The 15404-nt window shown below is 62.0% G+C and carries 21 protein-coding genes; 8 read left to right on the top strand and 13 right to left on the bottom strand.

What is annotated here, in order from left to right:
- Positions 1-30: 30 nt before the first annotated feature.
- From mutT to C7H85_RS16665, 10 genes are read right to left on the bottom strand one after another with little or no spacing between them, the layout of a single operon-like run.
- Positions 31-447 carry an 8-oxo-dGTP diphosphatase MutT gene (gene mutT / locus C7H85_RS16620; protein WP_106730827.1) on the bottom strand — a complete coding sequence of 139 codons (417 nt, stop codon included), beginning with the start codon at positions 445-447 and terminating at the stop codon, positions 31-33.
- The gene (gene yacG / locus C7H85_RS16625; RefSeq protein WP_168388273.1) at positions 428-628 is read right to left on the bottom strand and encodes a DNA gyrase inhibitor YacG; all 201 of its coding nucleotides are present in this window, start codon (positions 626-628) and stop codon (positions 428-430) included. The genes mutT and yacG overlap by 20 nt, the downstream gene beginning before the upstream one ends.
- Positions 625-1359 (bottom strand): cell division protein ZapD, encoded by a 735-nt coding sequence (gene zapD, locus C7H85_RS16630; RefSeq protein WP_106730828.1) that lies wholly within the window; start codon positions 1357-1359, stop codon positions 625-627. Before zapD ends, yacG begins: the two co-directional genes overlap by 4 nt.
- Positions 1360-1410: 51 nt before the next feature.
- Positions 1411-2556 (bottom strand): radical SAM family heme chaperone HemW, encoded by a 1146-nt coding sequence (gene hemW / locus C7H85_RS16635; RefSeq protein WP_106730829.1) that lies wholly within the window; start codon positions 2554-2556, stop codon positions 1411-1413.
- Complete coding sequence (gene rdgB, locus C7H85_RS16640) at positions 2556-3152, bottom strand: RdgB/HAM1 family non-canonical purine NTP pyrophosphatase (protein ID WP_106730830.1); 597 nt, start codon at positions 3150-3152, stop codon at positions 2556-2558. Before rdgB ends, hemW begins: the two co-directional genes overlap by 1 nt.
- Before the next feature lie 47 nt (positions 3153-3199).
- A complete protein-coding gene (locus tag C7H85_RS16645; RefSeq protein ID WP_106730831.1) occupies positions 3200-3613 on the bottom strand; it encodes a DUF4426 domain-containing protein in 414 nt (137 codons plus the stop codon).
- A 40-nt stretch (positions 3614-3653) separates the two neighbouring features.
- Positions 3654-3956, bottom strand: a complete 303-nt coding sequence (locus tag C7H85_RS16650) for a DUF167 family protein (RefSeq protein WP_245879704.1) — start codon at positions 3954-3956, stop codon at positions 3654-3656.
- A complete protein-coding gene (locus C7H85_RS16655) occupies positions 3953-4504 on the bottom strand; it encodes a YggT family protein (protein WP_106730832.1) in 552 nt (183 codons plus the stop codon). Before C7H85_RS16655 ends, C7H85_RS16650 begins: the two co-directional genes overlap by 4 nt.
- A gap of 9 nt (positions 4505-4513) precedes the next feature.
- Positions 4514-5338, bottom strand: coding sequence for a pyrroline-5-carboxylate reductase (proC, locus tag C7H85_RS16660; RefSeq protein ID WP_106730833.1), 825 nt, complete (start codon positions 5336-5338; stop codon positions 4514-4516).
- A gap of 10 nt (positions 5339-5348) precedes the next feature.
- The gene (locus tag C7H85_RS16665; protein WP_106730834.1) at positions 5349-6041 is read right to left on the bottom strand and encodes a YggS family pyridoxal phosphate-dependent enzyme; all 693 of its coding nucleotides are present in this window, start codon (positions 6039-6041) and stop codon (positions 5349-5351) included.
- Positions 6042-6074: 33 nt separating this feature from the next.
- On the opposite strand from C7H85_RS16665, the gene C7H85_RS16670 reads away from it, so the two are divergent.
- The 3 genes from C7H85_RS16670 to yaaA are packed head-to-tail and all read left to right on the top strand — an operon-like array spanning position 6075 to position 9039.
- Positions 6075-7109: a type IV pilus twitching motility protein PilT gene (locus tag C7H85_RS16670; protein WP_106730835.1), complete on the top strand. Its 1035-nt coding sequence runs from the start codon at positions 6075-6077 to the stop codon at positions 7107-7109.
- A gap of 30 nt (positions 7110-7139) precedes the next feature.
- Positions 7140-8249 (top strand): PilT/PilU family type 4a pilus ATPase, encoded by a 1110-nt coding sequence (locus tag C7H85_RS16675; RefSeq protein WP_106730836.1) that lies wholly within the window; start codon positions 7140-7142, stop codon positions 8247-8249.
- A gap of 10 nt (positions 8250-8259) precedes the next feature.
- The gene (yaaA, locus tag C7H85_RS16680) at positions 8260-9039 is read left to right on the top strand and encodes a peroxide stress protein YaaA (RefSeq protein ID WP_106730837.1); all 780 of its coding nucleotides are present in this window, start codon (positions 8260-8262) and stop codon (positions 9037-9039) included.
- 109 nt (positions 9040-9148) lie between these two features.
- Here the strand turns inward: yaaA and C7H85_RS19750 are convergent, their stop codons facing one another.
- Positions 9149-9310, bottom strand: a complete 162-nt coding sequence (locus tag C7H85_RS19750) for a hypothetical protein (protein ID WP_158260114.1) — start codon at positions 9308-9310, stop codon at positions 9149-9151.
- 61 nt (positions 9311-9371) lie between these two features.
- Positions 9372-10682 carry an ATP-dependent RNA helicase SrmB gene (srmB, locus tag C7H85_RS16685; RefSeq protein WP_106730838.1) on the bottom strand — a complete coding sequence of 437 codons (1311 nt, stop codon included), beginning with the start codon at positions 10680-10682 and terminating at the stop codon, positions 9372-9374.
- A 78-nt stretch (positions 10683-10760) separates the two neighbouring features.
- Between srmB and C7H85_RS16690 the strand changes: the two genes are divergently transcribed.
- From C7H85_RS16690 to C7H85_RS16705, 4 genes are all read left to right on the top strand, one after another.
- On the top strand, positions 10761-11468 hold the full coding sequence (locus tag C7H85_RS16690; protein ID WP_106730839.1) for a tRNA1(Val) (adenine(37)-N6)-methyltransferase: 708 nt from the start codon (positions 10761-10763) through the stop codon (positions 11466-11468).
- Positions 11469-11620: 152 nt separating this feature from the next.
- On the top strand, positions 11621-12937 hold the full coding sequence (gene brnQ, locus C7H85_RS16695; RefSeq protein WP_106730840.1) for a branched-chain amino acid transport system II carrier protein: 1317 nt from the start codon (positions 11621-11623) through the stop codon (positions 12935-12937).
- Between the two features lie 194 nt (positions 12938-13131).
- Positions 13132-13506, top strand: a complete 375-nt coding sequence (locus C7H85_RS16700) for a DUF6746 family protein (RefSeq protein ID WP_210433683.1) — start codon at positions 13132-13134, stop codon at positions 13504-13506.
- A gap of 95 nt (positions 13507-13601) precedes the next feature.
- On the top strand, positions 13602-13844 hold the full coding sequence (locus tag C7H85_RS16705; protein WP_106730842.1) for a DUF6868 family protein: 243 nt from the start codon (positions 13602-13604) through the stop codon (positions 13842-13844).
- Positions 13845-13848: 4 nt separating this feature from the next.
- Here the strand turns inward: C7H85_RS16705 and fldB are convergent, their stop codons facing one another.
- A complete protein-coding gene (gene fldB, locus C7H85_RS16710) occupies positions 13849-14364 on the bottom strand; it encodes a flavodoxin FldB (RefSeq protein WP_106730843.1) in 516 nt (171 codons plus the stop codon).
- Between the two features lie 75 nt (positions 14365-14439).
- Here fldB and xerD point away from each other — a divergent pair, with 75 nt between their 5' ends.
- Positions 14440-15327, top strand: coding sequence for a site-specific tyrosine recombinase XerD (gene xerD, locus C7H85_RS16715; protein WP_106730844.1), 888 nt, complete (start codon positions 14440-14442; stop codon positions 15325-15327).
- The last annotated feature ends 77 nt before the right edge of the window (positions 15328-15404 follow it).

The raw sequence follows: 15404 nt of genomic DNA on the forward strand, positions 1-15404 counted from the left end.
GGTGTGGGGTGGGTATATTGCTTCCAGCTTCTAGCCTTCGGCTTGTACCTGCAGTTTTTCCACTATGGGGGCGTTGGCGGCGGGAAAGTCGTAGCGGTGCAGCTCAGGGATAGGCACCCAGCGGCTGGGCTGGCCTTCGCGGCCGTGGGCTTCGCCCTCGAAGGCGGTGACCTTGCGGATATCCAGGATCACCTGCTTGTCGCCGTAATCGTGCTCGATGCGCATAAAGGGTTGGCAGCTCGCCACCCGGATGCCGATCTCCTCTTCCAGCTCCCGGGCCAGGGCCTGGGACACGGTTTCGCCGGCTTCCACCTTGCCGCCGGGAAATTCCCACTTGAAGGCCTGGTGCTGGCTCTCGCCGCGGCGGCAGATAAAGATCTCGCTGGCGCCGTTCTCGATCACCCCCACCGCCACCAGCACCGATTTCTTAATGGTTCCAGTCGTCATTCTCACCATCCTGTTCCGGCAGCCAGGCGGGATCGCCGGGAATACGCTTTTCCTCGTCGGCCCATTCGCCGAGATCGATCAGCTGGCAGCGCTTGCTGCAAAAGGGACGATAGGGGCTCTGTTCGCCCCATTCCACCGTGGTGCTGCAGGTGGGGCAGGGGACTGTCATGGGTTTGTTCATCTGATATTGGCCAGTTCGAAGTCGATGTTGCCGGGCTCGTGATTGCCGACCGGCAGAAAACGGATGGTGAAGCGGTACTTGTTGCCGCTGACCACCGGATACAACGGCTGCTCGGCGGGCAGGCGCAGGCGGATCATCTCGGTCAGCTCGGCGTTGTCCTGAAAGAAGCCGTTCGCCGCCTGCTCGGGACGGAAGTGCCCGGCTTCCCGCCATAGGGTCAGCAGCAGCGCCAGCCCCTGTTGCAGCAGCTGCAGCTGGGCCAGCCAGCCGTCGATATCTTCCTGCTGGCGCACCGCCGGCAGGTGCAGCCAGTAGTGCAGCTGGGGCACATCGAAGGGGCAGAGGCCACCGGGAATGGCGAAGCGGCTGCGCACCGCGGCGAGCAGTTTGTCCTCCCGCAGCAACTGGCCCAACCGGGCCGCCCGGGGCAGCTGCTGGCTGAGCTGCGCCAACTGCTGTTCCAGCTGGTGCAAGGCCTCGGCATCGACGCCCGGTACCTGAGCCCAGGCGTCGAGCTTGCCGCGCTGGGCCTCCAGATCCTTGGCCAGATCGGTGCGGATATCACAGCGTTCCAGCAGCTCCAGGGTATCCAGCAGCGCTTTGAACAAGGCGGTGGCCTGGCCGCTGGCATTTAGCGTGCGACAATGGTGCACCTGCTGCAACAGTTCGTTCAGGCGCAGGTAGTTGCGACATTTTTCATTGAGCGGAAATTCATAAACCAGTGATGACATAAGGCTCCGGCCTGCAGAGTGACGGCGGTAATGACGGCAAGTTTACCCGCATCAGTCCTCGATAAACAAATCGAGCAGCCGGTTTAAAAAGCGCCGGCCCAGCGGGGTGACCAGCCAGTGATCGCCTTGTTGTTCAAGCAGTTCAAGGCGCAGCGCCGCTGTCAGGGGGCCTGTGAGCCGTTCCGGGGTGAGACCGGTGAGGCGCTGGAACTCGTACCGGGGAATGGGCTCGAACAGGCGCAGCCGGTTCATGAAGTATTCCAGCGACAGATCCTGCGCGGCGATGGGCCAGTACTGATCCAGGTAGGGGCGTTCGGGATCCAGGTAGCCCTTGGGGTGCTTGACCTTGACGGTGCGCACCAGCCTGCCTTCGAGCGGCAGGGTGACCTTGCCGTGGGCACCGCAACCGATGCCGAGGTAATCGCCGAAACGCCAGTAATTGAGGTTGTGCCTGGCCTCATGGCCCGGCCTGGCGTAGGCGGATACCTCGTACTGGCGGTAGCCGTGGGCCAGCAGCAGGGCGTGGCCCCGCTCGTAGATGTCGGCCAGCACCTCGTCTTCCGGCAGGGCCGGCGGGCGCGAGGCGAAGGGCGTATTGGGCTCTATGGTGAGCTGGTACCAGGACAGGTGCGGCGGCGCCAGCGCGAGCGCCTGCTCCAGATCGTGGAGGGCATCTTCCAGGCTCTGTTCGGGCAGGCCGTGCATCAGGTCCAGGTTGAAGGTCCTGAGCCCCACGGCAGCCGCCTCGCGGGCGGCGAAGCGGGCCTGCTCCGGATCGTGGATGCGGCCGAGACGGCGCAGCTTTTCGGATTGAAAACTCTGAATGCCAATGGAAATGCGGTTGACCCCGGCCTGCTGGAATCCCTTGAAACGACCGGCTTCCACCGTGCCCGGATTGGCTTCCAGGGTGATTTCGATATCGTCTTCGAAGGGGACCAATCGGCGCACTCCGGCCAGCAGCCGGGCGATGGCCTCGGGGCTGAGCAAGCTGGGGGTGCCGCCGCCGATAAAGATGCTGTGCAGGGGCCGGCCCTGGACCAGGTGCAGGTCCTGGCGCAAGTCGTCGAGCAGTGCCTCGACGTAGTCCTGCTCGGGAATGGTGTCCTTCAGGGCGTGGGAGTTGAAGTCGCAATAGGGGCACTTCTGCACACACCAGGGAATGTGCACGTAGAGGCTGAGCGGCGGCAGTTGCAGCATCAGGCTTCCTCTTGCAGCAGGGCTTGTAACTGCTGCAGGGCCCGGCCCCGGTGGCTGAGGCGGTTTTTTTCCGCCGGGCTCAGCTGGGCGGCGGTTTTGGCCAGCTCAGGCACCAGGAACACAGGATCGTAGCCGAAGCCGTGCTCTCCCTGGCGGTGTTCGGTGATGACACCTTGCCAACTGCCGGTGCAGATCAGCGGAGTGGGATCATCCGCATGGCGCAGATACACCAGCACGCACCAGAAGGTGGCTTTGCGAAGGCCGCTGGGCAGCCCTTCCAGCTCGGCCAGCAGCCGTACCACATTCTGCTGGTCGGTGGCGGCGGGGCCGGCGAAGCGGGCGGAATAGACCCCGGGACGGCCGCCGAGGGCGTCCACCGTCAGGCCGGAATCGTCGGCGATGGCGGGCAGGCCGGTGATGCGGGCCGCATGGCGGGCCTTGATGATGGCATTTTCCACGAAGGTGGTGCCGGTTTCTTCCGCGTCCACCACCTGGAATGCGCTTTGCGGCACTACCCTGAGGCCAAAGCCGTCAAGCAGGCTCTGCAGCTCGGCAACTTTTTTGGCGTTGCCGGAGGCCAGTACTATCTGTTTCACCCGAGTCGGATCCTAATCATGCCAGGCGGGCATGATAGCACGGCTGCTCAGTCCACATAAAAGGTGTGGCGGAACGAGAAATTTCCCCCCTGCTGCGGGTTCTGGATCTCGATGGTGAACAGGATGTTGTCTTCATTGCGGTAGGGTACTTCGGCGATGTAATAGATGGCATCGCCCTCGCGGATGGGCTGAAACTCGAGCGGGCGCACGGTGCCGAGCAGGCTCTTGCCTTCGCCGCGGATATTGACCTGCTGGGTCACGCCCTGGGCATCGACCACGGAAATATTGACCAGGCCGTTGAAGCGGCTGCGCTCTATGTTGTAGCTGCGGGCCACTTCCGGTGTCAGGAAGGTGGAGGCAAAGGCGCTGTAGTGAACGGTCCAGTCGCCCAGTTTGGTTTCCGCAGCCTGGGCCTGGCTTGCCGACAACAGCAAGAGTGCGGACAACATGACTTTCAACATAAGGGTTCCTTAATACTGAAGGGCTTACTTGTTCTTAAGTTTAGGCATTGTTGCCGAGGAGTTCCGCCAATTCCGGCGGGATTTCTCGTGGCTGAATTATCATCACCTGCTTGTGGCGGCTGCCGGCGCCGCTTTGCAGCGACACCTGGGACCTGGCGACCCGGCAGCGTTTGGCCAGCCACTTCAGCAGGTGGGCGTTGGCCTGGCCGTCGACCGGCGGCGCGGTGATGGCCAGTTTGAGCTCGTCGCCGTGCCGGCCGAGGAACTGATCCCGGCTGGCCTTGGGCTGCAGGTACAGGCTGAGGTAGAGCCGGTCCTGCTCCAGCCGGACTGGCTGGCTCAAAGCTGCCACCACAGCGGGCCGAACAGGTCGCCCATCAGCCAGTTCAGCGCCTGCAGGGCGATAAAGGCCACCAGGATGGACAGGTCCAGCCCGCCCATGGGGGGAATGACGCGGCGCAGGGGAGTCAGCAGCGGCTCGGTCAGCTGGTGCATCACGTACTCAATCTGGCTGCGGCCCTGGCTGACCCAGCTCAGCAGGGCACGGATGATCAGGATCCAGAACAGCATGACACCGGCCTTTTTCACCACCGTCACCAGGCTGACCAGCACTATGGTGATCCAGTCCGCATACAGCAGGTTCATGGCCTTGAACAGCAGCAGCTTGATCATGGCCACCAGCAGAGCCAGCACCAGGGCGGCGAAGTCGATGCCGAAAAAGCCGGGAATGAAACGGCGCATCGGGGTCAGCAGAGGATTGGTGGCCTTGACCACGAACTGACTGAACGGATTGTAAAAATCGGCCCGGGCCAACTGCAGCCAGATGCGCAACAGCACCACCATCAGGTAGAGATCGAAAACCGTATTAATCAGGTAGTAAGCAGTATTCATCATGTTTCCTTAGAGCTGCGTTTCCAGTTCCCGGGCCCGGGCTACGGCGGCGGCCATGGCCTGGCTGACCAGGGGGGCCAGCCCCTGCTCCTGAAAACAGCGAATGGCTTCGGCGGTGGTGCCTCCCTTGGACGTGACCTGGGCACGGAGCTCGGCCAGGGAGAGCTGCGGGTTGGCGGCCACCATCTGGGCGGCACCCAGGGCGGTCTGTTGCACCAGCAGGCGGGCCTCTGCGGCGGAGAATCCCCGCTTCTGCGCTTCCTCGGCCATGGCTTCCATAAACAGGAAGAAATAGGCGGGGGCGCTGCCGGCGGCGGCGATCACCTGATTGATGCCGTCTTCCGCCCCTACCCACAGGGTTTTGCCCACTGCCTGCATCATCTGCTCGCAATAGTCCCGATCCGCCTGCCCGATATGCGGCTTGGCGTAAAGGCCGGTCATGCCCAGCCCCAGCAGCGAGGGGGTATTGGGCATGGTGCGGATCAGCCGGTCGTGGCCACCGGTCATCTGTTCGAGGCGGTCGAGGCTGATACCGGCGGCAATGGAAATCAGCAATTTGCCCTGCAGTCCGCCGGTGGTCTGCACCAGTTTCGCCAGCATGGCCGCCATCATCTGCGGTTTGACCGCCAGCACCAGCACCTCGGCCCGGGCGGCGGCGTCGGCGTTATCCTGGGTGGTGGCGATGCCGAATTCGGCCGCCAGGCCGTCCAGCTTGGGGAAGGAAGGGTTGGCGGCAATGATAAGGTCGGCCGGATAGCCGGCCTGGATCAGTCCGGAGATCAGGCTGCGAGACATATTGCCCGCGCCGATAAAGGCGAGTTTTCTGTGTTCCATCAATGAGCACTCAAGGGTTGCGGGAGCCAAAAATAGCCGTGCCAACCCTTACCAGGGTACTGCCACAGGCCACTGCGAGTTCTAAATCGTTACTCATCCCCATCGACAGGGTGTCTATCCCGGGGTATTTTTCTGCCATTCTATCAAAGAGTTGCTTCAACTCTAGTAATTGTGCACGCAAGGCTTCGCCGTCGTCGGTGGCCTCGGGGATGGCCATCAGCCCGCGCAGGCGGATACCCGGCAGCCGGGCTACCTCCTCCGCCAGTGCCGGCACCTCGGCCAGCGCCAGCCCCGACTTGCTGGCTTCGCCGCTGATGTTGACCTGCAGGCAGACATTGAGGGGCGGCAATCCGGCCGGCCGCTGGGCGCTGAGCCGCTGGGCCGTCTTGAGCCGGTCCAGGGTCTGGACCCAGTCGAAATGCTCGGCCACCAGGCGGCTCTTGTTGGATTGCAGCGGGCCGATAAGATGCCAGACGATATCCGGATACTTATCCTTCAACGCCTGGATTTTTTCAATCGCTTCCTGCACATAGTTTTCGCCGAACTGGCGCTGGCCGGCGGCGTAGGCGGCTTCCACCGCGGGGGCGGGCTTGGTTTTGCTCACCGCCAGCAGACCCACTTCGTCCGGGTGGCGGCCGCATTCACTGGCGGCCTTGGCGATTCTGTCCTGAACTTGTTGCAGGTGGTGTGCGATAGTATTCATATAATAGAGAACCAAAAACGACAGGGAATTTTTATGGATATTACGGAACTATTGGCGTTTAGTGTAAAGCATAATGCATCCGATCTGCACCTGTCGGCGGGGGTGCCGCCCCTGATCCGGGTCGACGGGGAGGTACGCAAGATCAATTTGCCGGTGCTGGATCACAGGGACGTGCACCGCCTGGTGTACGACATCATGAACGATCGCCAGCGCAAGGAGCTGGAAGAAAACTTCGAGGTCGACTTTTCCTTCGAACTGCCCGGGCTGGCGCGCTTCCGGGTCAATGCCTTTCACCAGGCCCGCGGCGCCGCGGCGGCCTTCCGGGTGATCCCGAGCGAGGTGTGGGGGCTGGATCAACTGGGGGCACCGGAGATCTTCCGCCGTATTTCCGAATATCCGCGCGGCCTGGTGCTGGTCACCGGCCCGACCGGTTCGGGCAAGTCCACCACCCTGGCGGCGATGATCGACCACATCAACGACAGCTTCAACAAGCATATCCTCACCATCGAGGATCCCATCGAATTCGTGCATGGCAACAAGAAGTGCCTGGTCAACCAGCGGGAAGTGCACCGGGATACCCATTCCTTCAGCAACGCCCTGCGCTCGGCGCTGCGGGAAGATCCGGACATCATACTGGTGGGCGAGCTGCGCGACCTGGAAACCATCCGCCTGGCGCTGACCGCGGCGGAAACCGGCCACCTGGTGTTCGGTACCCTGCACACCTCCTCGGCGGCCAAGACCATAGACCGTATCATCGACGTCTTTCCCGGCGCGGAAAAAGACATGGTACGCTCCATGCTTTCCGAATCCCTGCGCGCGGTCATTTCCCAGACCCTGCTCAAGCGCATCAACGGGGGGCGTATCGCCGCGCACGAGATCATGCTGGGCACCCCCGCCATCCGCAACCTGATCCGCGAAGACAAGGTGGCGCAGATGTATTCGGTGATCCAGACCGGCATGGCCCACGGCATGCAAACCATGGATCAAAGCCTGAAAATGCTGGTCACCAGCGGCATGGTGGCCCCGGTGGATGCCCGCACCAAGGCAGTCGATCCGCAGAGTATCTGAATGTAAACGCCACGGGCGTCGGAGGTTGTGATGGAGTTGACCCCTTTCCTGAGTGCCATGCTGGAGCAGAAAGCATCGGACCTGTATATCTCCGTCGGCATTCCGCCGACGGTCAAAACCCAGGGCAAATTCCTGCCGGTAGGCTCGGAGCCGCTGTCGGAAGCCGAGGCCCTGGCCATGGTGGAGTCCTGCATGAACGCGGAGTGGCGCGAGCGCTTTCATCTGCACAAGGAAGCCAATTTCGCCATCAGCCGGGAGGATCTCGGTCGCTTCCGGGTCAGTGCCTTCTGGCAGCAGGAAAAGGCGGGCATGGTGATCCGGCGCATCGAAAGCCATATTCCCACCTTCGAAGAGCTGTACCTGCCCGAGACCCTGCGCGACATCGCCATGACCAAGCGCGGCCTGGTGCTGTTCGTGGGCGGCACCGGCACTGGTAAGTCCACCACCCAGGCGGCGATGATCGGCCACCGCAACCGTCATGCCGGCGGCCATATCCTCACCATCGAGGACCCGGTGGAGTATATTCATGAACACGGTCAGTCGATCATCACCCAGCGGGAGGTGGGCATCGACACCGAGTCCTTCGACGCCGCCCTGAAAAGCTCGCTGCGCCAGGCGCCGGACGTGATCCTCATCGGCGAAATCCGCTCGGAAGAGACCATGGGCTTTGCCCTGTCCTTCGCCGAGACCGGCCACCTGTGCATGGCGACCCTGCACGCCAACAACGCCAACCAGGCGCTGGACCGCATCATGCACCTGGTGCCCCAGGAAAAGCACCGCCAGCTGCAGTTCGACCTGTCGTTCAACCTCAAGGCCATCGTCGCCCAGCAACTGATCCCCACCCGCGACGGCCGGCATCGCCGGGGCGCCTTCGAGATCCTGCTCAATACCCCGCTGGTGGCGGATGTGATCCGCAAGGGTGACATGCACAAGCTCAAGGAGATCATGGCCAAATCCCGGGAGCAGGGCATGCAGACCTTCGATCAGGCGTTGTTTGACCTCTACACCCAGCAGCATATAGGCTACAGCGAAGCCCTGGCCTACGCCGACTCGCCCAACGATCTGCGGCTGATGATCAAGCTGCACGGGGGCGGAGGGCTGGACTCCAGCCTGCTCGATAATGTGACGATAGAATCTTAGAGGACACGCAATGCTGATCGTGGTTTCCCCCGCCAAGACCCTGGACTATGACACGCCGCCAGTGATCGCCGATTACAGCCTGCCGGCGTTGCTGGATCATGCTGCCGAACTCATCACGCGGGCCCGCCGGCTGACCCCGGCCGAGATCGGCAAGCTGATGAGCATCAGCGACAAGCTGGCCGGGCTTAACGCGGCCCGCTTCGCCGACTGGCAGCCGGATTTCAGCCCTGCCAACGCCAAGCAGGCGATACTGGCGTTCAAGGGGGACGTCTACACCGGGCTGGACGCGGAAACCCTGGGCAAGGACGATTTCGCCTTTGCCCAGTACCACCTGCGCATGCTTTCGGGCCTGTACGGGGTGCTGCGGCCGCTGGATCTGATGCAGCCCTACCGGCTGGAGATGGGCACCCGGCTCGACAACGAGCGCGGTGCGGATCTGTACCAGTTCTGGGGCGACATCATCACCGACGCGCTCAACCGGGCGCTGGCGGAGCAGGGCGACAACGTGCTGATCAACCTGGCTTCCAACGAGTACTTCAAGGCGGTGAAGCCGAAGCGGCTCGACGGCCAGATCGTGACCCCGGTGTTCAAGGACTGCAAAAACGGCCAGTACAAGATCATCAGCTTTTATGCCAAGAAGGCCAGGGGCATGATGGCGCGCTACATCATTGAGCACCGGCTGAGCGAAGTCAGCCAGCTCACCGCCTTCGACAGCGCCGGCTACTATTTTGTCGAGGCTGAGTCCACCGCCACCGAACTGGTGTTCAAGCGGGAAGCTCAGGAAAAATAAAAAAACGGCCGGAACTTTTTGTTCCGGCCGTTTTCCTACAGCATGTGTCTACTGAATTTTCTCAATTCTCTTCTTCTTCATTTTGACCGGCCCGAGGGCCGGTTTTCTTTTAGCGCCGCCAGTACGGCTGGGTCTGGTCGGATTGCCGCCGCCCTGAACCCTGGCGGCGATCCGCCTTGTCGGGCTCCCAGCGGATCAGATCCCGCCGATCGGCGATCTTGCGTCTTTGCTCCCGGCGCCGTTCCGGGCCGGTATAGTCATTGGCCATCATGGTTACTCCGCGCTTTTTGTTTGAGCATAGTTCAAACCGGGGCCGGAGCAACAGTGAGTGGTTACTCTTCCGGCTTGCGATTGGCCGGGGCCTTCTCCCTGGCCCACTTCGGCTTACCCTTGGCCTTCTGCTCGCGCAGGCGCACCTTCTTCTTGGGCTGGGCCGCTTTCCTGCCCTTGTCCTCGTCGTCTTTCTTCTTGCGCGAGTTCACACTGGCTTCCTTATGCCTGGGGCGCAACTCGTCGATGACCCGGCGCTTGAGCTTCTGCTCGGTGTAGTGTTCCACCCGGACCACCAGCGGCATGTCGTGGGCCTCCACCAGGCTGATGGCGGTGCCCTTGCGGCCGGCGCGGCCGGTGCGGCCGATACGGTGCACATAGACGTCGGCGGTGCGCGGCATGTCGTAGTTGATCACATGGCTGACTTCGGGCAGATCGATGCCCCGGGCGGCGACATCGGTGGCCACCAGGATATTGACCTTGCCGTTACGGAAGCGGCGCAGCGCCTCGAAGCGTTTTTCCTGATCCATTTCGCCGCGCAGCCAGGCGTTGTCCAGTCCTTCCTGCTGTAGCCGGCTGGCCAGTTCCATCAGCCGCTCGCGAGTCTTGACGAAGATGATGCTGCGGCTCACTTCTTCCTGGCGCAGCAGGTGGGTGAGCAGGGCAAACTTGTGCTCGGGATCGTCGGCCAGGTGCAGCCACTGGTTGATCTTCTTGCGCTCGCTGCGCGGCGGTTCGGCGCTGAGCTCTACCGGATCCTTGAGGATGTCGGCGGCGAACTTCATCAGGCCGCGGCCTTCCAGGGTGGCGGAGAACAGCATGGTCTGCCGGCGCCAGCGGGCCTCGGCGGCGATGCGGTCCACATCCCCGATAAAGCCCATGTCCAGCATGCGGTCCGCTTCGTCGAGGATCAGCATTTCGATGTCCCGGCTGTCGAAGGATTCTTCTTCGATATACTGCAGCAGCCGGCCCGGGGTAGCCACCACGATATCGGTGGTCTTGGTGAGCGCGGGCAGGTGCTTGTCGGCGTGGATGCCGCCGGTGATCACTTCCACCCGCAGCCCGGTTTCCTTCAGCAGCGCCTTGGCGTCATCGGCGATCTGCTTGGCCAGCTCGCGGGTGGGGGTGAGGATCAGGATGCGCGCCGGCCCGGCCTGGCGGCGGGGGAAGTCCAGCAGGTGCTGACAGACCGGCAGCAGGAAGGCGGCGGTTTTACCGGTGCCGGTGGGCGCCGACGCCATGATGTCCCGGCCGCTCATGGCTTCGGGAATGACCTGGCTCTGAATGGTGGTGGGTCTGGCATAGCCCATGCGTGCCAGGGCGCGTACCAGAATGGGATCCAGTTCCAGTTGCTCGAAGGTCATACTGCTCATGATCGATCTCGTCAGCCTAAAAGGCGGGTATTATAGGCGAACTCGGATAAAAAAACCTGACAGGAATAGTGAAACATCATGGCCGGGCGCGGTTTTACCTTTAAGCAATTTCATATCAACCATGACAGGTGCGCCATGAAGGTGGGCACCGACGGTATCCTGCTCGGGGCCTGGACGCCGCTGGGGCGGGCGCGCCGCATTCTGGACGTGGGCACCGGCTCGGGGCTGGTGGCACTGATGCTGGCCCAGCGCAGCGAGCCCGGGGTGCGGATCACCGGGCTGGAGCTGGATGCCGCCGCCGCCGGCCAGGCGCGGGACAACGTGGCGGACTCGCCCTGGTCCGGTCGGGTCGAGATTGTGGAAGGGGCCCTGCAGCGGTACCAGGCCGCGGCCTTCGATCTCGTCGTTTCCAACCCGCCTTATTTTGCCCATGGTCAGCCGTTCGACAGCCGGGCCCGGGCGGATGCCCGCCACACCGGCAGCCTGAGCCTGGCGGAGCTGTTCGGCCATGGGAAACGTTTGCTCGCCGAGGATGGCAGATTATGTGTGATTTTACCCTGGCAGTCGCTGGATGAGGCTATTAATCAGGCCGGTTTTAATGATTTACATCTGACCGAAAAACAGGCGGTGATCACCAGAGAGGGGAGAAGCCCGGGTCGGTTTTTATTGCAATTTTCCAGCATTAAAAACTGCACTTATGTGGGTGAAATTGTTATTAATACTGAAAAAAATGATCATGGCGACATATATAAGCAGATGGTGGCCGATTTTTATTTGAAGATGTAAATTTTGCCTTGAAGATAATTTTCACATCATTATGCTACTGGCAAGCTCGGGGTGTGCCAGTTTTTAGTATTTTACAACTCGCTGCTGGCAGCATGCCGTATCGTTATTATCATTAGTTTCCAAACGAAGCTATCTTTGCGCGGGCAACCGCAATGAGGTTTGTTGTGAACAGGTCGTTATCCACTTTTGATGTGATGGGCTTGGGTTTTATGACCTTCGCCTTCTTTTTGGGGGCCGGGAACATCATCTTCCCGCCGCTGGCCGGCTTTCTGGCCGGAGAAAACCTGAACAGTGCCATGTTCGGCTTTCTGCTGACCGCCGTGGGCCTGCCGCTGGCAGGGTTGGTCGCCGCCGCCCTGGCCGGCGGCGGCCTGCCCACCATGGGCCGTTATCTGCCCCCCGTGGTGGTGACCGTGATGGGCTGTGCCATCTTCATCATCATAGGCCCGGCCTTCGCCGCTCCCCGTACCGGCCTGGTGGCCTTCGAGATGGGCGTGAAACCCTTCCTGGACAATCCGGGGCAGGCGGCTCTCACCCTGTACACCATCGTCTTTTTCGGGGTAGCGCTGCTGCTCTCCCTCAGCCAGGGCCGGTTGCTGGAAGCGGTGGGCAAGTTGCTGACCCCGATACTGCTGTTGCTGCTGATCATCCTGGCCGTCGCCGTCTTCGTCAATCCTCAGGGGACCCAGCCCGAGGTGGCCGAAGCTTACCTGCACCAGCCGTTCGTGAAGGGTTTTATCGAAGGCTACAACACCATGGATACCTTCGCGTCTCTGCTGTTCGCCATCCTGATCCTGGACGTGCTGCGCAAGAAAGGCGTGATCGAGCCCCGCGCCCAGTCCCGCTACCTGATGATGGCGGCGCTGATTGCCGCCGCCGGCCTGGGTTTTGTTTACACTTCCCTGTTCATTCTGGGCGGTACCAGCCTGGGCGTGGTGGAGTCCGCCAGCAACGGCGGCGAGATCATCAGTGCCTATGTCTTGGCCCTGTTCGGCACCCCCGGCCTGTGGATCCTGGCGGGCATCGTCACCCTGGCCTGCCTGACCACCGCCGTGGGTCTGGTGTCTTCCTGCGCCGACTATTTCCACAACCTGACCGGCAAGGGCAGTTATCGCCGCTGGGTGGTGATGATCGCGCTGGCTTGCATGCTGGTCGCCAACGTCGGCCTGAGCACCCTGATTGCCGTGTCTATTCCCATTCTGGTGGCGCTGTATCCGGTGGCTATTGCCCTGGTGCTGGCCACCTACCTGCGGCCGCTGATGAAGTCGCCGGTGTTCGCCTTCCGCCTGATCATCGCCGTATCCCTGGCGTTTGGTCTGCTCGACGGCATGCAGGCAGCGGGCCTGAACATGGTCCTGTTCGACTTCCTGCCGCTGTTCGGCGTCGGCATGGCCTGGGTGCTGCCGACCGCTGTCGCCGCGGTGATCGGCCTGGTGGCGGGCAAGGCCCGGGAAGAAGCCCTGGCCTGAGTCGCCAGACGCGGATCTTGTCCCCAGGGGGCGGCCATCGGGCCGCCCCTTTGCTTTTTGTGGTGCAGGATCTTGGCTGCCAAATTAATTGAATGGGTCAGGGTTGATCTACATCAATCATTTAAAAACAGAAATGATAATAATTATCATTGTTTTGTTTGAGCTTGATATTCAACCCACCATTCGAGGACACCATGATGAAACCCCTTCCGCTATCATTATTCTCCGCCCTGCCTTTGCTGCTGGCGGCCCATGTGCAGGCCGATGCGCGGCCGGATCATTACGGGGGGGAACCGGCCGAGACCCTGACGCAGGCGGTGGCCAACTTCTCAGAATACAACACCAGGCTGGCCGAACTGCTGGTGGGTGAACTGACGCCGGCCGCCCTGAACGAGGTGCATCAGCTCACCTACACCCTGGAAAACGCCCTGGCCAAAATAAATGAGGAAACCGCGACCCTGGCACAGACCCTGGAAGAAGTGCATGTCGCCTCCGAGACCAATCAGCCCCAGGTGGTCAAGGACAGGGGCGAGGCCTATCTCAAGGTGTCCCGTACCCTTGTTCACTGAGTAATATATCCGGCGTTTTCTGTGGGCCGCCATAAGGCCGCCTTCTTTTGTGCCGGGCCTGTACACTTGATGGAAGGATACTCGGGGATGAGGCGATGGCGATGGAAGCGGGTCAGGATTTTCTGTTGTGGTGCCTGGGGCTCAACTACGGCATTCTGCTGCTCTGGTTTCTGGTGTTCCGTTTTGCCAGGGAGTGGATGCACCGGCTGCACGGGCGCTGGTTCCTCCTTGCCCCCGAGCAGTTCGATGCCCTCCACTACGCCGCCATGGCGGCGTACAAGATCGGCATATTGCTGTTCAACCTGGTGCCCTGGTTGGCGTTGAAAATGGTGTTCTAGGCCATTACAGCGCGGCAATTTCTTCCAGTATCTGGGCTACCCAGGCCTGGATGCGGGCGTCGGTGTCGTCGTACTGGTTGGCCTCGTCCAGCGACAGGCCGACAAAATAGCGGCCGTCGTCGGTGAGCGCCTTGGAGGCCTCGAACTCGTAGCCCTGGTTGGGCCAGTAGCCCACCAGGGTGGCGCCGCGGGCGGCCACCTTGTCGTGCAGCAGGCCGAGGGCGTCCTGGAACCATTCGCCGTAGCCCAGCTGATCGCCCATGCCGAACAGGGCCACCACCCGGCCTTCCAGCTCCAACTGGTCCACCTCGTCCCAGTGGGATTCCCAGTCTTCCTGCAGTTCGCCGAAATCCCAGGTGGAGATGCCGAAGATCAGTATGGGGTAGTCTTGGGCGCGCTTGAGCGGCACATCCTTGATATTATGCAGATCGACCAGCTCGGCGCCGAGCTGGTCGCGAATTTTCTCGGCGGCCATCTCGGTGTAGCAGGTGGTGGAGCCGTAAAAGAGACCGATATTCATGGGGTTCCGTCATCTCAACTGACAATGGCCCTATCATAACAGAAGCCCGCGCGCAGGGCAGATCCCGGAGTAACCATGAGCCATCCCCTGGTGGAACAATTCGTCGATGCCCTCTGGCTGGAGAAGGGGCTGTCCGACAACACCCTGGCCTCCTACCGCAGTGATCTGACCCACTTCGCCGCCTGGCTGGACGGCGAGGGTGGCAGCCTGCTGGCGGTGGACGGCCTCACCTTGCAGCAGTACCTGGCACACCGGCTGGATCTGGGCTTCAAGGCCAGCAGCACGGCGCGCATGCTGAGCGTGCTGCGCCGTTTCTTCCAGTACCTGCACCGGGAGCAGTTGCGCGCCGACGATCCCAGCGTGCTGATCGCCGGCCCCAAGCAGCCCAAGCGGCTGCCCAAGGATCTGAGCGAGCAACAGGTGTCCAATCTGCTGCAGGCGCCGGAGGTGGGCGACCCCCTGGAGCTGCGCGACAAGGCCATGCTGGAGCTGCTCTATGCCACCGGCTTGCGGGTGAGCGAGCTGGTAAGCCTGTCGATGGAGAGCGTCAGCCTGCGCCAGGGCCTGGTGCGGGTGACCGGCAAGGGTAACAAGGAGCGGCTGGTGCCCATGGGCGAGGAGGCGCTGTACTGGCTGACCACCTATTTCAAGGAGGCGCGGCCTGTGCTGCTGGGCGAGCAGCCGTCGGACGTGGTATTCCCCTCGCGCCGGGCCCGGCAGATGACCCGCCAGACCTTCTGGCACCGCATCAAGCATTATGCCCTGCGCGCCGGCATCACCATGGAGCTGTCGCCCCACACCCTGCGCCACGCCTTCGCCACCCACCTGCTCAACCACGGCGCCGACCTGCGGGTGGTGCAGCTGCTGCTGGGCCATTCGGACCTGTCCACCACCCAGATCTATACCCATGTGGCCACCCACCGGCTCAACGCCCTGCACGAACAGCATCATCCCAGGGGATAACCGCCTGCGGCGGAGCTGGAAGCCGTAAGCGATAAGCTGGAAGCCTGAAGGCGTGATTTATTGATGCAGCATTATGC

The organism is Zobellella endophytica (assembly GCF_003012775.1).
Lineage (GTDB): Bacteria > Pseudomonadota > Gammaproteobacteria > Enterobacterales > Aeromonadaceae > Oceanimonas > Oceanimonas endophytica.

Coding starts and splice junctions, on each gene's coding strand:
- mutT (WP_106730827.1), bottom strand. CDS start 447: ATGACGACTGGAACCATTAAGAAATCGGTGCTGGTGGCGGTGGGGGTG.
- yacG (WP_168388273.1), bottom strand. CDS start 628: ATGAACAAACCCATGACAGTCCCCTGCCCCACCTGCAGCACCACGGTG.
- zapD (WP_106730828.1), bottom strand. CDS start 1,359: ATGTCATCACTGGTTTATGAATTTCCGCTCAATGAAAAATGTCGCAAC.
- hemW (WP_106730829.1), bottom strand. CDS start 2,556: ATGCTGCAACTGCCGCCGCTCAGCCTCTACGTGCACATTCCCTGGTGT.
- C7H85_RS16645 (WP_106730831.1), bottom strand. CDS start 3,613: ATGTTGAAAGTCATGTTGTCCGCACTCTTGCTGTTGTCGGCAAGCCAG.
- C7H85_RS16655 (WP_106730832.1), bottom strand. CDS start 4,504: ATGAATACTGCTTACTACCTGATTAATACGGTTTTCGATCTCTACCTG.
- proC (WP_106730833.1), bottom strand. CDS start 5,338: ATGGAACACAGAAAACTCGCCTTTATCGGCGCGGGCAATATGTCTCGC.
- C7H85_RS16665 (WP_106730834.1), bottom strand. CDS start 6,041: ATGAATACTATCGCACACCACCTGCAACAAGTTCAGGACAGAATCGCC.
- C7H85_RS16670 (WP_106730835.1), top strand. CDS start 6,075: ATGGATATTACGGAACTATTGGCGTTTAGTGTAAAGCATAATGCATCC.
- C7H85_RS16675 (WP_106730836.1), top strand. CDS start 7,140: ATGGAGTTGACCCCTTTCCTGAGTGCCATGCTGGAGCAGAAAGCATCG.
- yaaA (WP_106730837.1), top strand. CDS start 8,260: ATGCTGATCGTGGTTTCCCCCGCCAAGACCCTGGACTATGACACGCCG.
- C7H85_RS19750 (WP_158260114.1), bottom strand. CDS start 9,310: ATGATGGCCAATGACTATACCGGCCCGGAACGGCGCCGGGAGCAAAGA.
- srmB (WP_106730838.1), bottom strand. CDS start 10,682: ATGAGCAGTATGACCTTCGAGCAACTGGAACTGGATCCCATTCTGGTA.
- C7H85_RS16690 (WP_106730839.1), top strand. CDS start 10,761: ATGGCCGGGCGCGGTTTTACCTTTAAGCAATTTCATATCAACCATGAC.
- brnQ (WP_106730840.1), top strand. CDS start 11,621: ATGAGGTTTGTTGTGAACAGGTCGTTATCCACTTTTGATGTGATGGGC.
- C7H85_RS16700 (WP_210433683.1), top strand. CDS start 13,132: ATGATGAAACCCCTTCCGCTATCATTATTCTCCGCCCTGCCTTTGCTG.
- C7H85_RS16705 (WP_106730842.1), top strand. CDS start 13,602: ATGGCGATGGAAGCGGGTCAGGATTTTCTGTTGTGGTGCCTGGGGCTC.
- fldB (WP_106730843.1), bottom strand. CDS start 14,364: ATGAATATCGGTCTCTTTTACGGCTCCACCACCTGCTACACCGAGATG.
- xerD (WP_106730844.1), top strand. CDS start 14,440: ATGAGCCATCCCCTGGTGGAACAATTCGTCGATGCCCTCTGGCTGGAG.